Here is an 18,361-nt window from a genome sequence, read left to right on the forward strand (position 1 = left end):
AATGCATTTATAGTCCGAATATGAAACAGGCATTGGCACCGACAGTAAAGACCACTCTCCTGGCCGGATTTTTCCTGCTGCTTGTTACCGTTTCGTGGGGCCAGCGCCCCGTGATCCAGGGCATTGAACAGGTCTCCGGCAGCACCGGTCAGCTTATCCTGATCAAGGGTAACTCCTTTGGCGGTGATAAGACAAAGTTATTGGTCCATTTCGGCGCCGTGCAGGGCACGGTTGAATCGGCGACCGATCAAACACTGAAAGTCCGGGTACCCGCCGGCACGACCTACAGTCACCTGACGGTGACAAATCTGACATCACACCTGACGGCATATTCTCCGAATCCATTTTTACTAAGCTTTAGCGGCGAGCACCCCACGACAGTTGCTTCGTTCGACGCACGGCAGGATTATTCCGCCGACAAAGGTGTCGACGACCTTTGCCTTTGTGATCTCAACAACGATGGTTTATCGGAAGTCATTACAACCCACAGCGGCGTAAGTACGCTCTCTGTATACCAGAACAACAGCACCGCGGGTGCCGGCACCGTGGCTCTGAACAGAATTGTCTTGCCCGGGCCGGGCTTCAGCACGCTTTCACTTCATGTAAAGTGCGACGATTTGAATGGCGACGGCTGGAAAGACGTCGTGGTGACTGGCACGGGGAATGCGAGCGCTGCGGAAAAGGTTTATGTTCTCCAGAATGCGAACGGCTCCACGTTTACGGTGATTCCCATCACGGTGCCGGGCTGGGCCATGGCCGACGTGGAGATCAATGATATCGACCTGGACGGACGTCCTGATCTTGTCATTTCGAACCGGACGGAAAACAACACGTTAGGTATTTTGCGCAATACAAGCACGGGCACCGCGCTCTCGTTCAACGAAGCACCGGTCGTGCTCGTTGCCGCGCCGGATGTTGTTGGCGGCGTCTCGACATTTAAAGGTACGAATGCTCTTGCCGTTCAGGACGTGAACGGCGATGGTCGCCCCGAGATCATGGTAAGCCAACTACAGGAACCCAACCACAACAACCTGTGGATCTTCCCCAATCAAAGTACGTCGGGAACGATCTCATTCGGTTCTGTTACGAAATACTCTATCGACGGTCGAACCGTGCAAAGCATGCGGGTAGGTGATCTTGATGGCGACGGCAAAGCCGATATCGCCTTTAACAGTCTGTCGGGGGGAACGTATCTCGCCCGAAACACGAGCAGTAGTTCCACCTTCAGCTTTGCTTCGCCTGTTGGTATCAATTCCGAGGTCGGCCGGGAAGGTATGGACTTCGGCGATGTGGATGGCGACGGAAAAATCGATATTGTCATGGGTTGCAATCAGTTCAATCGCGCGCTGACCATCCTGAATAATAATAGTACACCGGGTTCTCTTTCGTTTACGGGTATCCCCGTCACCACTCCCCTGGTAAGCAAATACGTGCGCGTGGGCGATATGGATGGCGATGGCAAGCCGGATATCGTTTTCCCTGGCGCTGATGTTACTGCCCCGCAGCTTTCCATTCTGCGGAACAAGTCATGTGTAATGCCTAAAATTGACCCTAAAGAGGACTTCTCTTTGTGTACAGGTGTTGGTGCCGACACCCTTACTGCCACATGGTCGCCGGGGGCATTTTACGAGTGGAAGAAAGGTGGTGTGACAGTAGCCTGCGGCAAAGATCAATACCGCTACAGGATCAACGCCACCGTGGCCAACTCAGGAGCCTATACGGTGACCATTCGCACCGAAGGTGGTGCCTCCTGCACCGCGGGGAGCTGTGCTTTGTCTTCTGAAAGTGTAAACGTTACTATTTCAACAGAAAGCGCTGTAACACTAAACCCATCCAACAACGGGCCGGTCTGTAAAAACACTGAAATTACGCTTTCCGCCGGCGGCTCCACCAGCGGCGTGTCTTATTCCTGGACAGGTCCTAACGGTTATGCTCAAACGACCACCAGCAACTCACCTCCGCCCTTTCTGGCTACCGGTGTGGCACAGGCAGGCGAGTATACGGTAGAAGCAACCAAAGGCGGTTGCGTAGCCGGCAAAGGGCGAACCCTTGTAGAAGTGATCGAAATACCCTCTACGAGCTTCAAGATCAGCGGGCCTGCTGCTGTCGTGGCTTGTATCGACGACCCGAACTTTACGCTGCAACTGGACGAAGCGCCCATGGCTTTTACATACAAGTGGTTTAAAGAGGGGAATGTCGTCAGTATCGGATCAGGCGCGGTATCGCCCCCGATCGTCACCGAGACCAGCACGAATGGCAACTACTACGTCGAGGCCAGCAGCACTGGGTGCGGCTCCTTTAAGACGCCTTCCGTTAAGGTAACTATCACGACAAAGCCCGTCGTAGAAATTATTATTCCCGCGAAGGCGTGTACCGACCAAGTTGTTGCATTTAAGGATAATTCCACCCTCGATCCCAATGCCACGCCGGTTTATGAGTGGTCATTTGATGTCGGAAACCCCTCGGCGGGCTCTACCAAAAAAGATCCGGAAACCAGCTATTCTTCGCCGGGCGTCAGGACGGTGCAGTTATCGATCCACTACGGTAACAATGCCTGTAAAGCGACATCCGCTCCGAAGACAATCGATGTCACGCTTTCTCCGGTTGCGTCGATTGTCACCCCCGACAATGTCTTCGAATTTTGCGAAGGCACAACGCTTCCGCTGGAAGTGTCCAGCACCGCTTCTATCAGCAGTTATACATGGTCCACCGGCGAGACAACGCCTTTGATCGAGGCTGCCGACGGGGGTACGTACACGGTAGACATTGCCTTTGCAGACGTACCCGGATGTGTGGCTACCAAGAGTCAGGCGGTTGCGCAACTCGAGGCGCCGGAAGTAATTGTCACCGGCACACCGGAGCGGATCAACGAGGGCGAAACCTCGCAGTTGACTGCATCCGGGCTCGACACATATCAGTGGACCCCGTTCGAGTCGCTTTCCGACGCAACGGTCCCCAACCCTGTTGCACAGCCCGTTACCACGACGGAGTATACCGTGACGGGTACCGGCGCCAACGGGTGCCCCGGCTCGGGCACCTTTATTTTACAGGTAGTAGGAGAAGCTATCGTCACCAAGCTGAATCCGCATAACTTCTTCTCCCCGAACAACGATGGCCCTAATGAACAGTGGCAGGTAGACGAAATCCTGAATTATGCACAGTGCGGGGTGGTTATTTACGACGACAAGGGCGTAAAGGTCTTCGAGGCCAAACCTTACCACAACGACTGGAACGGCACGTTTAACGGCAAGCAACTGCCCGACGGTGTGTACTTCTATATTATCCGCTGCGACGGCGAAGAAAGCACCCCGCGTGCCGGCAGCATTACATTGTTGCGTTAGGATATACCTGCCGTCTGCCGGTAGTTTTTTGCAGGCCGTCGATTACCGCCCTGGCAGAATGGTCAAATCGGGTCCAAATCTTACATCGCGTGGTTACAATCCCCTATAGGTTGCGATAAAAGTGTCGAGGTAATACTTGTGATGATTACATTATACCTACATAAAGTGTCATTCGGGTATTTTTCCTTACATGACCAGTTACCGAAATATGGATTTCAGAGCAGCCATAGTTAGGGGCATGTGTTTTAGATTTGTACATAATTTCTTTTCGCCTATGAAGAAGCTTTTCTTCCTGATCACCCTGTTCTGCCTTAGTGCTGGATATTCCCACGCACAGGAGATTTGCAACGACAACCAGGACAACAACGGCAACGGTCTTATTGACTGTCTTGACAAGACTGAATGTCCTACCAAGACCTGCGAAATCTGCGACAACGGCATCGATGATGACGGTGACCGTTTCATCGACTGTTATGACAAGGAGTGTTCCTTGAGCACGGTTTGTAAGGACTTTTTCATTGGCAAGCCTGTTACCTGTGAAGTTAAGCCGGAGACCTTCCCTCCGTTTGAGATGAAGCTTAAATACAAGTCTCAGCCCGGCACGGCAAACCACGTGAACCGGTTGATTGTCGGGGATGTCGATAGCGACGGAGTGCCGGAGCTAGTTACCACGTTCCGTAACGGCGACGGCAGTCCGACCGTGGGTGTAGTCAACGTGTTGCAAGCACCGGCCGCAGGTACTACGCTTACCATCGACAAACAGATCGACTTGTTAGCCGACGGATTCAAGCCTGCATTCGAGGACATCGCCATGGGCGACATCAACAAAGATGGTTGCACCGAGTTCTTTATTCTACACGCTAATTCCGATGGAAAAGGCTACAAGCTGATTGCCTACGACTGTACCGGTAAAAAGGTCTGGAATAACCCTATCGACTTCGGTGGCGATTACCCGGGCACGCTCGGCCTGACCGACTTTGACGGCGACGGCGCGGTGGAATTGTACGTCCGTACAAGAATTTATGATGCGCATACGGGGACGCTCATGGGGGCAGCTCCCGATATCATCTTCGCGGAAGCCAGCAATGGACCGATTGCCGCGAATATCCTGACAGCCTCCCCCAATCAGGAGCTCATAGCGGGCTGTCGCATTTACTCAGTCAATATCAATCGCCCGGCAGCACCCGGTGCGACCCTCCCCACCGGCGTTATCCCCCCGTCCACCAGCTCGGTAACACTGACGAAGAGCGTATCCGATTATTATGTACGCCTGGGACGCACCAAGGGCAGCGGCACAAGCATTGCCGACTTTAACCTGGATGGCTTCCTGGATGTAGTGACTACCGGGTCCACCGGCGGTAACGACAAAAATACCACCATCTTCTTTTGGGATGTCGAGCACGACGTGGTGAAGACCTATATCGATAAGACATATTATACAAACGGTTGGGGCAATGGAACCGGCCGTATCAATATCGCAGACATTGACGGCGACGGTAAAATGAACGCCGTATACGTATCGGGAGGGCAGCTATACGCGCTCAAAGAAGGCCCTACCAGTCTGGAGCAGCTTTGGGTTGAAAATGTTACAGAACAGACCTCCGGCTTTACGGGCTGTACGATGTTCGACTTTAACGCCGACGGCAAATCGGAAATTGTCTATCGCGACGAAGACTACCTCTACATTTATACGACCGACGCCTCCGGCAATGTAACGCGGAGTACGCCGATACGATGCGCATCGCGTACCTCCAATGAATACCCGATCGTAGCCGACATGAACGGCGACGGATCCACGGAAATTTGTGTTGTATGCTCTACCGACGAATCTCAATTCGGACGGAACCTGACCCTTTATAACGATGCCGAAGTGCGCGTCTACGAATCGGCCAACGTACCCTGGGTGCCCGCCCGTAAAGTATGGAACCAGCACGGCTATTTTGTGGTAAACGTCAATGACGACCTGACCATTCCCAAGCAGATCCAGCAACACCACCTGGTATATTCTACGAATGCGGTCTGTTCGGTCGATAAGCTGAGCCGTCCCTTGAACAACTTCCTCAACCAGGCTCCGTTCCTGAACTCCTATGGATGTCCGTCATACGCGGCGCCCAACCTTTCGGTCGTTCCGTTTGACCCGAGCGACCCGACCGGCGGGCAACTCAAAATCGAGGCGCCTACCTGTCCGGACAACAAAGTCGGTGTGACGTTTAAGTTCCGGAACAAGGGTGACATTGCCATCTCCGGGGGGCTGAAGGTGACCTTCTATAATGGCGATCCGCGCACGACGTCCGCGGTAAAAATTTCTACGACAACGATCACATTGGCCGATATGGCACCGGGCGATACGATCACACACAAGGTTACGATCGCCGGGCCGGGATCATCGTTCAATCTATACGTTTCGGTGAACGACAACGGCACCACGATCCCCCTGGATATTACCAAACAGCCGGGCAGGATTATGGAGTGTGATTATGGCGATAACTTGCTGAATGCTCCGGTCAATCCCGAATTGGCCTCGATCACTACGGCCGTTATACACAATTTAAAATGCCCTGCCCCTCCCGGTGGAGTGGTTATTCCGGATAAGGGTATAGCGAAGGCCTATGGCCCGGGTAAAGACTCCGTGAATTATGACTTCTACTGGTTTAACGGCCACGACGCAGGTTTGCCTTCCGCTGCCAACTATAAAGGGTTTGCTTATTCCAAGCTTCCGGCAGGAGAATATACCGTCTACGCTGTACATAAGACGGCCAAATGCGGTTCTGATACACTTCATGTTATTGTCGAAGACCGCGTCGCCCCTAAAGCAAATGTGACCATCGACCTCATCAGCGATTACACGAACTGTAATAACACGAACGGGCATCTGCGGGCTAAATTAGACGATCCTACCAAGTATGACATTATGTGGTTTCCGGTTTCCCTAAACGATACGCTGGGCTATGACCTGGATCTGACGGGGCTGGCCGAAGGCAGCTATACGGTAATGGCTCAGGATAAAAAAACGGGGTGCCCCAGCTTCTCAACCGGCGAGATCAAGAAAGATCAAAAACTGCCGGTGATCAGCACGGTCATTCAAACTATCAGCTGTTCCAGCGCCAACACCGGCAGGATCGACGCACAAGCCGACGGCCAGACCACCGGTTACACCTTCAACTGGTACGACGGTTCAACCGTGCGCCCGACGCCGAATAAAGCCAACTCACCGTTCTACGATAATCTGCGCCCCCAGAAATACACCGTGGTGGCCATCAACAACACTACCGAGTGTGAGGCAAAAACTACGGTGACGGTGACCCGAACCCTTCCTCCGACGATCACCGCCATGGCCAGCGACAACCAGCTGTCGTGTGACAAAGACGCGCCTACCGGCATGGTTAGTGTCACCGCTACCGGTACGACAGCCACTCCGCTGACCTATCAGTGGTATGAGGGCGGAAGCGCCATTCCCAGCGAGGCTATTTCCGGCGCTACAAGCGCCACACTGGAAGACATCAAAGCCGGGCTCTATACGGTACTAGTGACCGAGCCTTCCACGACCTGCTCGAAAACAGATACCGTGCGGGTGCTTGACCGTCGTATAAAGGTCGAGATAACGCCTACGGCTACCGCCAAGAGCAGCTGCGCGCCGGTCAACGGCAAGATCGAGATCACCTCGGTGAACGCCGGCACCAGCCTGAGCGACTATACGTTCGAATGGAAGAATCTCGACACGAACACGACCTTGCCGGATACTGACGGCACCCTGGAAGGGCTCGAGCCCGGCAACTATCAGGTTGTGGCGGTCCATACGGAGTATACCTGCCGGTCCCTGCCCGTGGCGGTGAAGGTTGCCGATATGGTCGACAATCTTGTTATAGCATGGCCGACACCCAAGGCTGCCTCCAACTGTCAGAACAGCGGTGACGGTATTTTGTATATCGAAGTAACATCACCCACCCCTGCCGGCGGATTTAATTTTGACTGGCAGACAAACGGTGTTGCCTCGAAACAAACGCTTGGTGGATTTACCGACTTCATCGTCGGCGATGCTTTACCGTACACGATAAAGATCACCAATCCGACCAACGGTTGCGACACTACCGTATACGGCACTATACCGTATCAGAACGGCCATACGCTCGACGTCGTAGCCGATAAGATCCAGAAATGCGACCTGCCCGGGGGCGCGCTTCATGTTACGCTTAACCGCTCCGTCGGCTACGTCGACCCGGACTACGATGTATTGGTATACAGAGGCTCGAAAGATCCGGATGCGGCGAATCCTTATACTACACATACGGCCCCGTTCTTTGTTAACTTCGTTGATAATACGGCAGACACGAAATTCGACACCGATTATCCGTTGGATCCGACGACCTATACCGTGGTAGCGGTTAACAAGAAGAATGATATACTGCTTAACTGTCGCTATGCGAAAACCATCACCCTGAGCCGCGACATCAAGCCGGTGACACTAGACGGCGATGTGAGCGCTGTAACGGCCGACATGAACTGTGACCGCACGCTGGGTGGAAGCGGAAGCATCTTTGTAGGCGTGAAGAAAGGAAACCCCGGGCTGCCCGGAATCGCTGACAATCCTGCCAACTATTCATTTACATGGATCGATAAAGACACCGGCAATCCCCTGCCGTTGTCGAAACTGACCGGCACCAATAATAAAGACGCCATTAACCTGGAGGAGAACGAGTTAGGCTACGAGGTAACCTTCGTCACGACGACAGCCATCAACGAAGGCTGCCGCGGCAGCGCTACGTTCCTCGTACCGACCATCGAGCAAGACCTTCGCCTGGTCAACGGCGACTTAGTGACAACGGCTATCACCGACTGTATCCCGGGCAGCCCGACTTCTGCGATCATGACCAACGGTACCGCCAGGTTTGTGCGGATCGTGAAAGATGAAGCGCCGGTATTGGATCCGTTCGGAGGCTTTACTTTCTCGTGGCTGGACCGTGATGGCACAGCCCTGGCTAATCCTGTCCCGGCTTTCCACCACACTGCCCTGGATTCCGGTAAGTATACGGCCATTGCGCGGTACACCTCCACCGGCTGTGAAGTGAAACAAGACTTCACCATCGAAGACCAGACCATCGGTACCGTGGATGTGGAGCTGACAAGCTTCCGCACCGAGATCATGTGCGTAGACCCTATCACCGGCTTCCTGGAAGTAAAAGGCCTGCCTGAAACGGGCAGCGACTACCAGTTCACGTGGTTTGGCTACGACAATAGCGGCGTGCGCAACCCGACGCCGGTACAAGGACCTACGCTCGGCACCACCAGCACTCTGGCCAACCAACTTTCGGTCAACGACTTTACCGTACGCGTACTGAACCCGGACAACAACTGCTGGATCGAAGACACCTATACCGTGCCGATGGATACCATCAAGTTCCAGGTAGCCGCGTCGGCGCTGCCGATCACCAACTGCGTGAACGTATTCCTGACGCCGAACATCGTCGAAAACGGCTCGACCTTTGCCCGTGTATCGTCGGCCGGCGTATTGCCGCCTTCCGATCCGCTGGCCGGTCAGCCCCGTCCGGTCATCCAGGACAACTACACGTTCGAGTGGTACGACGAAGACGAAAACCTGATCGGCATCGGCCGCTCGCTTGAAAATCTCACGTCGGAGTATGCCGGCCGCGAGCTCAAGGTAGTAGCCTTTGATAAGATCGATACCCGCGTCGGTGCGCGCAACGCTTGTAAGAGCGATACCGCCCGGGTGATCCTGGAAAGAGTATTACCAGCAGTGCCGATCACCACGCAGCTGATGGCCCCGGTATCGAATTGCGATCCGTTGATCCCGAACGGCATGGCGTCTGCCAGTGTGAACGGCGACGTCGTGAACTACCAGTTCAGCTGGTTTGAAGAACCGTCGGCACACCCGCTGAACCCGGTGGCGGCGTTCCGCACAGACTTCATGGCCGACAACCTGAAGCCGGGTGACTTTAAATATACCGTGCTGGCGATCGACCTGATCTCGGGCTGTATGGACAGCGCCATGGTGACGATCCCGTACCAGCCCCTGCCCGTGCCGGTGCCCTCGATCGAGATCCTGTCACAGGTTACCGAGTGTGATGAAAACAACGATGCCGGCAGTAACGGCTCGATGTCCGCCTCCGTGGGGGGTAACATACAGGACTACATCTTCCAGTGGTACGACAACACCACCAACAAGCCTGACACCGAAGTTGTTTCACCGGATGTGGTAGGCGACTTCCGCGACGGCCTCGCCGCCCAGGTTCCCTATGGCGTGATTGCGATCGATCGTACGACCTTCTGCGAGTCCGACCTGGTATTCAAGCAGCTGGAATTTATACCGACGTTCCCGGAGTTTGACCTGGAGGTTACACCGGCCTCCTGCGGCAACCCCGACGGTACCGTGGCGCTCCTCCTCACGAACGCTGTCGATATCGGCGAGATCATGTGGGTCATCAACGGCAACCAGGTGGTTTATGGCGACCCCAAGCAAAACGGGTTGATCTCCAGCAAGGGCACGGAGCAGTACACGGTGACCGTAACGACGCTGCTGGGATGCTCGGCGACCGAATCGTTCCAGGTGGGCACCGAGATCCATCCGTTCAACGGTATCTCGCGCAACGGTGATGACCGGAACAGCTACTTCCACATCGATTGTATCGAAGAGTTCGAGAGCAACATCGTGCGGATCTTCAACCGCGCCGGTACACTGGTGTACCAGGCGGAAGGGTACAACAACAATACAGTATTGTTTGATGGTATTTCGAACCGCGGCGTGAGCCCCATGGGTACGAACCTACCAGACGGTACTTACTTCTATGTGATCGATAAGCGCAACGGGTCGAAACCGCTTGCGGGTTATCTGGAGATCGTCAACTAAACTACCACGACATGATGCGACTTTTTTACCTCAGTTGTCTGCTGCTCTTCGTTACGGGAGTCTGCCGTGCCCAGCAGTACCCGGTGTTTACGCAGTACTTTTTTAACGAGCTGGCGATCAACCCCGCGTACGCCGGTGCACACGTGCAGTTCAGTGCCACGGCGTTGTACCGCAACCAATGGGTTAACTTTCCGGGAGCTCCGCGCACGTTCTCCTTCTCGGGACACACAGCCCTGATGAAAAACAAGATCGGCGTCGGTCTGATGGTGAACCGCGACGAGATCGGCAGCTATGGGAACAACCACGTGTACGGCAGCTATGCCTATAAGATCCACATGGGCCAGGCAACCCTGTCGATGGGCCTTCAGGCCGGGTTTACATTGCTGGGCGCTGACTACAGCAAGCTCAGCCTGCAAGACGACGACCCCGGTTCGTTCCTGTCCATGAACACGTTCAAGCCCAACTTTGGCGCGGGCCTGTTCTTTAACAAGAAGAATTTCTTCGTGGGCCTGTCCGTACCGTTCATTATCAACAGCAAGTCGAACAAGAACGGCGGCTTCGAAGGCGCCCTCACTGAGGTGATCGAAAGACGTTACTATATGCTGCGCTCGGGCGTCTACATCCCGCTGGACCGTGCCGGGAAGGTGAAATGGAACCCGTCCTTCCTGCTGCGTTCGCAGGAAGGCCAGCCCCTGAGCATCGATATCAACAACGCTATTACGATCTACGACATCTTCAGCATCGGTGCTGCCTGGCGTAGCAGCGACGCGTTTATCGGCTTCCTCGACCTGAAGCTTACAGAGAAGATCCACTTTGCCTATTCGTATGACTGGACATCGTCCGCGCTGAATAAGTTCTCGAACGGATCGCACGAGTTTGTCCTGAACTTCCGCTCGATCATCCGGGGTGTGCACAAAAACCCCGAATGTCCGTCGTATTACAGCTATCGCTAACCGCTGATATCATCATAAAAAAGGCTCGCCAAATTTTTGGCGAGCCTTTTTTTATTCCTTAGCTCTCTCCGGCTTAGAAGAGCCGGGCCTCCATGACGATCTCGCGCGTCACTTTGTAAAACTCCTTGTGAATGTTGAAGGATGGCTCACCATCCAGCTCTTTTATGAGGTAGCTGCCGTCTTCCTGCATGATGTAGGCATTAACGTTGTCCTTCAGGTTGTACCGCAGGTTATTGATAGCCTGCTTCTTCAGGAAATCGTCGTCGAGCAGGAAGAGCGATTCAATGCGGCGGTCGAAGCTGCGCACCATGGCATCGGCGCTGCCGATGTAAACCTTGGGGTTGTCGGCGTTGCGGAAGTAATAAATGCGTGAGTGCTCGAGGTATTCGCCGACAATGGAGATCACCTGGATGTTTTCGCTAAGCCCTTTGCGTCCCGGGCGCAGGCTGCACATGCCGCGAACGATCAGCTTGATGGTCACGCCGGCTTGCGAAGCAGCGTACAGCTCATCGATCAGTTCCTTATCCTGTAAAGAGTTGAGCTTGATCACGATGCCAGCGGGAACACCGTTACGCGCATTTTCCGCCTCGCGTTTTACGAGGTTACACAGTTGTATGCGCATGTCGCGGGGGGAGGTGATCAGGTTGCGGTAGGTAGACGGTTGCGAATGACCGGTGATGACGTTGAAGAATTCCGACACGTCGTTGCCATATACTTCCTTGGTGGTCAGCAACCCAATGTCTACATACAACCGCGATGTAGACTCGTTGTAGTTACCGCTGGACAGGTGCACGTACCGGTACACCTGGTCGTCGCCCTCCTTGCGGACAATGAGCAGCAATTTGGTGTGTGTCTTCAGGCTGCTGACACCGTAGATTACGTAGCATCCTGCCTTTTGCAGACGTTGTGCCTCGCGCAGGTTATTCTCTTCGTCAAACCGGGCCTTCACCTCAAACAACACCGACACGTGTTTGCCATTTTCGGCAGCACGCAGCAGCGCATTCGTGACACGTGATTCCTTTGCGACACGATAGATCGTGATCTTGATGGACAGCACATACGGGTCGTCGGCCGCCTTCTCCAGTAGTTCCAGCACAGGCTCCATGGAGTTATACGGATGGTGCAGCAGGATGTCGCGCTCTTTCAGTACTTCGAACAGATCGCGGCTCCCTTGCTCCGGGAAGTTCAGCGGTTTGACCGGCGCGGGCATCTGTGCACGCTTACTTTTGAATTCCTTATGACCGACGATCTGGTTCAAACCCGACAATTCGGGCAGGCCGCCTTGCGGAATATAGAATATATTGTATTCGTCCAGGTCCCACTGAATTTTGAGCACCCGCATCAGCCAGGGGTCGGGATTTTCCTCGATCTCCAGGCGCACCACCCGGCCGCTGCGGCGGGTCTTGAGCTTGCGCTTGAGGTCTTCGAGGAAGTTGGACTCGATGTCTTCGCTTTCTTCCAGGGTAAAGTCGCCGTTCCGGTTGATGCGGAACAGATTGACCGCCTCAATCTCCACATTGCGGAAGAGGTTATGAATTTTGTGCCGGATAATTTCTTCAATGGGCACAAACAGAATCATGTCATCGTCGTGGTCAATCTCGTAAAAGCGCGGCAGGTTTTGCGGCACCTGGATGAACGACACGCGCTGGTTGGTCGGGCCTTCGTTGTCGCTTTTAGTCACCACGCCAAACAACAGGCGGTTGTTCATCAACACCGGGAAAGTGTGGTAGTTGTCAAAGACCATCGGCGTCAGCATCGGGAAGATCGTCCGGTTGAAATAATCGGCCACGCGCTGGGTATCTTCCACCGACAGATCGTTGTACGACGCTATGGTAAACCCATTCTCCTCAAACTGTGGTTTGAGTTTATTATAATACTCGTTCTGGTCGTGGTAAAACTTCTTTGTCTCGCCGAGCAACAGCTTACGGAAGGGCTCTTCGCGCAGGCCGTTGTAGTCAAAACGCTCTTTGCCGTAGTCCAGGTAGTTATACAAGCTACCGAGGCGAATGGTACAGAACTCATCGAGGTTATTGGCGGTAATGGCCAGGAACTTGAGGCGATCGAACACACTGCGCTCGATGTGCCGGGCCTGGTCGAGGACGCGGTAGTTGAACTTCAGCCAGCTGAGGTCGCGGCTGATGTAGTTGCTTTCGTCAATCTTTTGTTGGGCTAACTTACTGTCCTGGGATACTTGCAGTTCATCCATGGCAACTAGGGGTAAAATGTCACGGTTCACAGCGCACGATAACAATCGTGTACTGTGAACCGCATGCTTGTTTAGAGTGCTCTATTAAATATCGATGCGCGCGTATTTCGCGTTCTTCTCGATAAAGTCCCGCCGGGGCGCCACCTCGTCTCCCATCAACATGGAGAACAGGTGATCGGCTTCGGCAGCAGATTCAATGCTCACTTGTTTGAGCGAGCGCTTCGAAGGATCCATGGTGGTGGTCCACAATTGCTCGGGGTTCATTTCACCCAGACCTTTGTAGCGCTGCACGTTCACAGAGTCTTCTTTGCCTCCGCCCAGCTCGGCTACCAGCGCAATGCGTTCTTCTTCTGTCCAGCAGTAGCGTTCTTCTTTTCCTTTTTTCACCAGGTAGAGCGGCGGCAAGGCAATGTATACATAGCCGTTCTCGATCAGGTCACGCATATAGCGGAAGAAGAAGGTGAGGATAAGTGTACGAATATGGCTACCGTCCACGTCGGCATCGGTCATGATGATGACCTTGTGGTAACGCAGCTTTGTCATGTTCAGCCCCTTCTCGTCTTCTGGCGTACCAAACGTTACGCCGAGGGCCGTGATCATATTCTTGATCTCTTCGTTTTCGTAGATCTTGTGTTCCTGGGCCTTCTCTACGTTCAGGATCTTACCGCGCAGCGGCAGGATGGCCTGGAAGTTACGGTCGCGGCCTTGTTTTGCCGATCCCCCTGCGGAGTCACCTTCGACGAGGTAGAGCTCGCAAACGGTAGCGTCAGAGCTGGAGCAGTCCGCCAGCTTACCCGGCAGGCCTGTGCCGCTCAATACGTTCTTGCGTTGCACCATCTCCCGGGCTTTACGGGCGGCATACCGCGCCTGTGCGGCCAGGATCACTTTGTTAACAATGAGCTTGGCTTCGCGCGGATGCTCCTCCAGGTAGGTTTGCAGCACCTCGCCGACGGCACCGTCTACAACGCCCATGGCGTCGGAGTTACCGAGCTTGGTTTTGGTCTGTCCTTCGAACTGAGGCTCAGCGACTTTAACGGAGATCACGGCCGTGAGGCCTTCGCGGAAGTCGTCGCCGTTGATGTCTATTTTTACCTTCTCCAGCATGCCCGACTTTTCGGCATAGCCTTTCAGCGTACGCGTCAGGGCACGGCGGAAGCCGGCCACGTGGGTTCCCCCTTCGTGGGTGTTGATGTTGTTTACATACGACACCAGGTTTTCGCTGAACGAGGTGTTGTAGCTCATGGCCACCTGGATGGGGATGGAGCCTTTGTCGTTTTCGATATAGATCGGCGCGGGAATCAGCTTCTCGCGCGTAGAATCGATGTATTCCACAAACTCGCGCAGGCCGCCGACAGACAGGAATACGTCGCTGCGTACTTCGCCCTTTTCGTCTTTCTCGCGCAGGTCCGACAGGTTGATGCGGATGCCCGGGTTCAGAAAGGCCAGCTCGCGCAAGCGGGTGGCGATGGTTTCATAGTTGTACTCCCAGTTGGCAAAGATCTCTTTGTCGGGCAGGAAGTGTACCTTGGTACCGTGCTGGTCGGATTCGCCAATCACGCGCACCGGGTATTGGGGATTTCCCCGTGAATACTCCTGTTCGAAGATCTTTCCATCCCGTTGTACGGTGACATGGAGCATTTGCGACAGAGCGTTCACACAGGATACACCTACGCCGTGCAGACCGCCGGAGACCTTGTAGGTGTCTTTATCGAATTTACCACCGGCATGGAGCACGGTGAGTACAACTTCCAGTGCCGAGCGTTTTTCTTTTTCGTGCATGTCGGTGGGAATCCCCCGGCCGTTGTCCAACACAGAAACGGAATTGTCTTCGTGCACGGTGACAAAGATTTCGTCGCAATAGCCTGCGAGCGCCTCGTCGATGGAGTTATCCACGACTTCCCACACCAGGTGGTGCAGGCCCTTGATGCCTACGTCACCAATGTACATGGCGGGACGTTTTCGCACCGCTTCCAACCCCTCTAAAACCTGTATGTTATTCGCTGAATACTGGGTAGGCACTTTTCCTTTGTCTTCGCTCATCTGTGATTTTTAGAACCGTCAAAAATAATCTTTTTGGCCTTACAAACGCAGGTCGGATCAACATTTTTAGCGTTAAAATTTCCTGTTTCTTGGGGCCGCAAAGTAGCTTTCCGCCGCTCGTTTTTCAAGCTTTTTTTTCACGATGTGAAGCCATAAAAGTGCGCCGCGGACGATCAGTATTGGCGGCTGCGCAGCAACACCAGGGTGCATGCATGCAGCGCCTCGACGCCCCGGTCTTCGGCCATTTTTTCGAACGTTTCGTTTTCGGTGCCAGGGTTAAAGATGATGCGCCTGGGCTTGAGGCCGAGGATGTAGTCGTACCACTCCGGCTGTCGCTGTGGACCGATGTATAAGGTAACGGTATCCACGCCTTCGATCACCGGCCGCTGCCGGATGTCGCGGATCTCGGCCCCCGACACGGTACCCGTTTTGATCCCCACGGGTACGATCTCATGCCCGTAGCTGGTCAACATTTGCGCCGCGAGATAGGCATAACGTGAGGGGTCGGTTGTCGCCCCGATGATCACGGTCTTTTTGGTGTTATTTGCTGTATTTGTTGCCACCGGTCCTGTATTGTCTAGTATCGAAACAAAATAAAATTATCTTCGTTCCAAATTCAATTTCAATATGTTTATAAAAAGATCATTCCTGGGTTTGTTGCTGCTGGCGTCTGCGCTGACCGCATACCCCCAGGGTAAAAAGGGAAAAGGCTACCACTATACGATAGACCTCACCAACGTCGTCAACGACAAGCTATATGTAGAACTTCTACCCCCTCCTACCAGCCAGAACGAGCTCACGTTCTATCTGCCCAAGATGGTGCCGGGTACATACTCCATCGAAGACTACGGCCGTTTCGTGTCCGACTTCACCGCCGCCGACAAGAAAGGCAACAAGCTCGTAACGGAGAAGCTGAACGACAACGCCTGGAAGATCAAAGACGCCAAGAAACTGGCCAAGATCAGCTACTGGGTGGAAGACAGCTATGATACCGAGCTGCCCGGCCCGGATATCTTTCAACCCGCCGGCACCAACATTGAAGACGGCAAAAACTTTGTGCTCAACACCAGCGGCTTCTTCGGCTACTTTGACGGCGTGAAAGAGGTGCCCTTCCAGTTCTCGGTCATTCGCCCCGAAGCCTTCTACGGTTCGTCCGGCCTGATCCCCCTGCAGACGGGAAAGCCCTTAAGCACCGTGCGCAAGGAAGCCGGCAGCGCCGACAAAGCCAAGCGCGTCGACACCTTTCAGGCAACCGACTATGACGAGCTGATCGACTCGCCGCTGATGTACGCGAAGCCCGATACGGCCGTGATCAAAGTCTCCAATACCGAAGTATTGATCGGCTCGTATTCGCCCAACAACCGCGTGACCGCCAAACAGATCGCCGCCAGCATCCGCGAAGTGCTCATGGCCCAGAAGGAGTTCCTCGGAGGCAAGCTGCCGGTGAACAAATACGCCTTTATTTTCTATTTCACCGACAAGCCGGTGACCAGCTACGGCGCGCTGGAGCACTCCTACTCGTCGTTCTACTACATGCCCGAGCAGACCATCGACGAGATGAACCAGCAGCTGCGCGACTTTGCCGCCCACGAGTTCTTCCACATCGTCACCCCGCTGACCATCCACTCGGAGGAGATCGGCCACTTTGATTTCAACGACCCCAAGATGTCGCAGCACCTGTGGCTGTACGAAGGCGTAACCGAATACTTCGCCGGCAGCGTGCAGGTACGCTATGGGTTGATCACACCGGAAGAATACCTGGACGTGCTGCGCGAGAAAATGATGACGGCCGACCAGTTCATCAACGACGTGCCCTTTACCGACATCAGCCGCTTTACATTGGATAAATACCACGATCAATACGGCAACGTCTATATGAAAGGCGCATTGATCGGCCTGTGCCTGGACCTGAAGCTCCGCAAGCTGTCGGCCGGCAAGTATGGATTGCCCAACCTGCTGATGGACCTGTCCAAAAAATATGGCAAGGAAAAATCCTTCCGCGACGACGCACTGTTTGACGAGATCACGGCCATGACCTATCCGCAGATCGGCGAGTTCTTTGCCAAACATGTAAAAGGCACCGAGCCGCTGCCGCTGGCAGAAGTGCTGGCCACCGCGGGCGTACTGTATAAAGAGGAAGTACAGGTAGAAGATTATTCCATGGGTCTGAGCCAGAACAACATCGGCATCACACAGGTGAACGGCAAGCCCATGCTCGAGATCTCCACGACGGCGAACATGAACGAGATGGGCGTCGCACTCGGTTTTAAAGACGGCGACGTACTGCAAAAGATCAACGGAGAGACTATGCCCGACCTGGGCCCCGAGCTGGGCGCTTTCCTGCAACGCCAGCGCGATGCGCTCCCTACTTTAAAAACAATAGCGTTTACGGTGCTGCGCAAAGATAGCACCGGCGCACAACAACCCGTGGAGCTTTCGGCCCCCATGCGGAAGGTGAAGCTGTCACAACGGCACCTGCTGGCGTTCGACCCCGAGGCTACGCCGGAGCAGATTGCTTTGCGTGATGCCTGGTTGAAGAAGTAAATGCGCCGGTAGGAATATAAATTTTCCTGCCAGCCCCGAAAGGGCGGAATACAGAGCCCCAGGTCTCCTGTGGTCTCTCGTGCTAGTGACGACGGAGCCCTGAAAGGGCGCAACAAATCAGCCCAGGCGGAAGGCCTGGGTCTATTATGTTAGTGAAGACGGAGCCCTGAAGGGGCGTAACAAAATGGACACGTGCGTGCCTCGAATTGTTGCGCCCTTTCAGGGCTTCCATATTATTGGGATTTCTGTTTACCCAGGCCTTCGCTACCGCTACAGCCTGGGCTATTGTATTACGCCCCTTCAGGGCTATAATGTCAGCCCCTGGCAAGTCTGAGCCCCGATGGGCGGAGACCCTGTATGCAGTCCCGATAGCTTCTATCGGAACTGCATACAGGTCGGGCAGAGATTTCACATT

At 54.3% G+C, this 18,361-nt stretch carries 7 protein-coding genes; 4 read left to right on the forward strand and 3 right to left on the reverse strand.

The features are described from left to right. The first annotated feature begins 20 nt into the window (after positions 1–20). From KK078_RS17865 to KK078_RS17875, 3 genes are all read left to right on the forward strand, one after another. On the forward strand, positions 21–3,341 hold the full coding sequence (locus tag KK078_RS17865; RefSeq protein WP_254091668.1) for an FG-GAP-like repeat-containing protein: 3,321 nt from the start codon (positions 21–23) through the stop codon (positions 3,339–3,341). Positions 3,342–3,615: 274 nt separating this feature from the next. After that, positions 3,616–10,203 (forward strand): T9SS type B sorting domain-containing protein, encoded by a 6,588-nt coding sequence (locus tag KK078_RS17870; protein ID WP_254091669.1) that lies wholly within the window; start codon positions 3,616–3,618, stop codon positions 10,201–10,203. An 11-nt stretch (positions 10,204–10,214) separates the two neighbouring features. Beyond that, on the forward strand, positions 10,215–11,156 hold the full coding sequence (locus tag KK078_RS17875; RefSeq protein WP_254091670.1) for a PorP/SprF family type IX secretion system membrane protein: 942 nt from the start codon (positions 10,215–10,217) through the stop codon (positions 11,154–11,156). A 73-nt stretch (positions 11,157–11,229) separates the two neighbouring features. Here the strand turns inward: KK078_RS17875 and ppk1 are convergent, their stop codons facing one another. The 3 genes from ppk1 to KK078_RS17890 all read right to left on the reverse strand — a co-directional run bounded on the left by ppk1 (position 11,230) and on the right by KK078_RS17890 (position 15,965). Continuing rightward, the gene (gene ppk1 / locus KK078_RS17880; protein WP_254091671.1) at positions 11,230–13,362 is read right to left on the reverse strand and encodes a polyphosphate kinase 1; all 2,133 of its coding nucleotides are present in this window, start codon (positions 13,360–13,362) and stop codon (positions 11,230–11,232) included. 84 nt (positions 13,363–13,446) lie between these two features. Next, on the reverse strand, positions 13,447–15,402 hold the full coding sequence (gene gyrB, locus KK078_RS17885) for a DNA topoisomerase (ATP-hydrolyzing) subunit B (RefSeq protein WP_254091672.1): 1,956 nt from the start codon (positions 15,400–15,402) through the stop codon (positions 13,447–13,449). A gap of 173 nt (positions 15,403–15,575) precedes the next feature. After that, positions 15,576–15,965 (reverse strand): CoA-binding protein, encoded by a 390-nt coding sequence (locus KK078_RS17890; protein ID WP_254091673.1) that lies wholly within the window; start codon positions 15,963–15,965, stop codon positions 15,576–15,578. A 64-nt stretch (positions 15,966–16,029) separates the two neighbouring features. Here KK078_RS17890 and KK078_RS17895 point away from each other — a divergent pair, with 64 nt between their 5' ends. Then, positions 16,030–17,946: a M61 family metallopeptidase gene (locus KK078_RS17895; RefSeq protein WP_254091674.1), complete on the forward strand. Its 1,917-nt coding sequence runs from the start codon at positions 16,030–16,032 to the stop codon at positions 17,944–17,946. Positions 17,947–18,361 lie beyond the last annotated feature (415 nt).

This window comes from Dawidia soli (assembly GCF_018598185.1).
In the GTDB taxonomy this organism is placed as follows: domain Bacteria; phylum Bacteroidota; class Bacteroidia; order Cytophagales; family Cyclobacteriaceae; genus Ohtaekwangia; species Ohtaekwangia soli.

Bases quoted from the DNA above. Each gene is read 5' to 3' on its own strand.
- KK078_RS17865 (WP_254091668.1), top strand. From the start codon at position 21: ATGAAACAGGCATTGGCACCGACAGTAAAGACCACTCTCCTGGCCGGA.
- KK078_RS17870 (WP_254091669.1), top strand. From the start codon at position 3,616: ATGAAGAAGCTTTTCTTCCTGATCACCCTGTTCTGCCTTAGTGCTGGA.
- KK078_RS17875 (WP_254091670.1), top strand. From the start codon at position 10,215: ATGATGCGACTTTTTTACCTCAGTTGTCTGCTGCTCTTCGTTACGGGA.
- ppk1 (WP_254091671.1), bottom strand. From the start codon at position 13,362: ATGGATGAACTGCAAGTATCCCAGGACAGTAAGTTAGCCCAACAAAAG.
- gyrB (WP_254091672.1), bottom strand. From the start codon at position 15,402: ATGAGCGAAGACAAAGGAAAAGTGCCTACCCAGTATTCAGCGAATAAC.
- KK078_RS17895 (WP_254091674.1), top strand. From the start codon at position 16,030: ATGTTTATAAAAAGATCATTCCTGGGTTTGTTGCTGCTGGCGTCTGCG.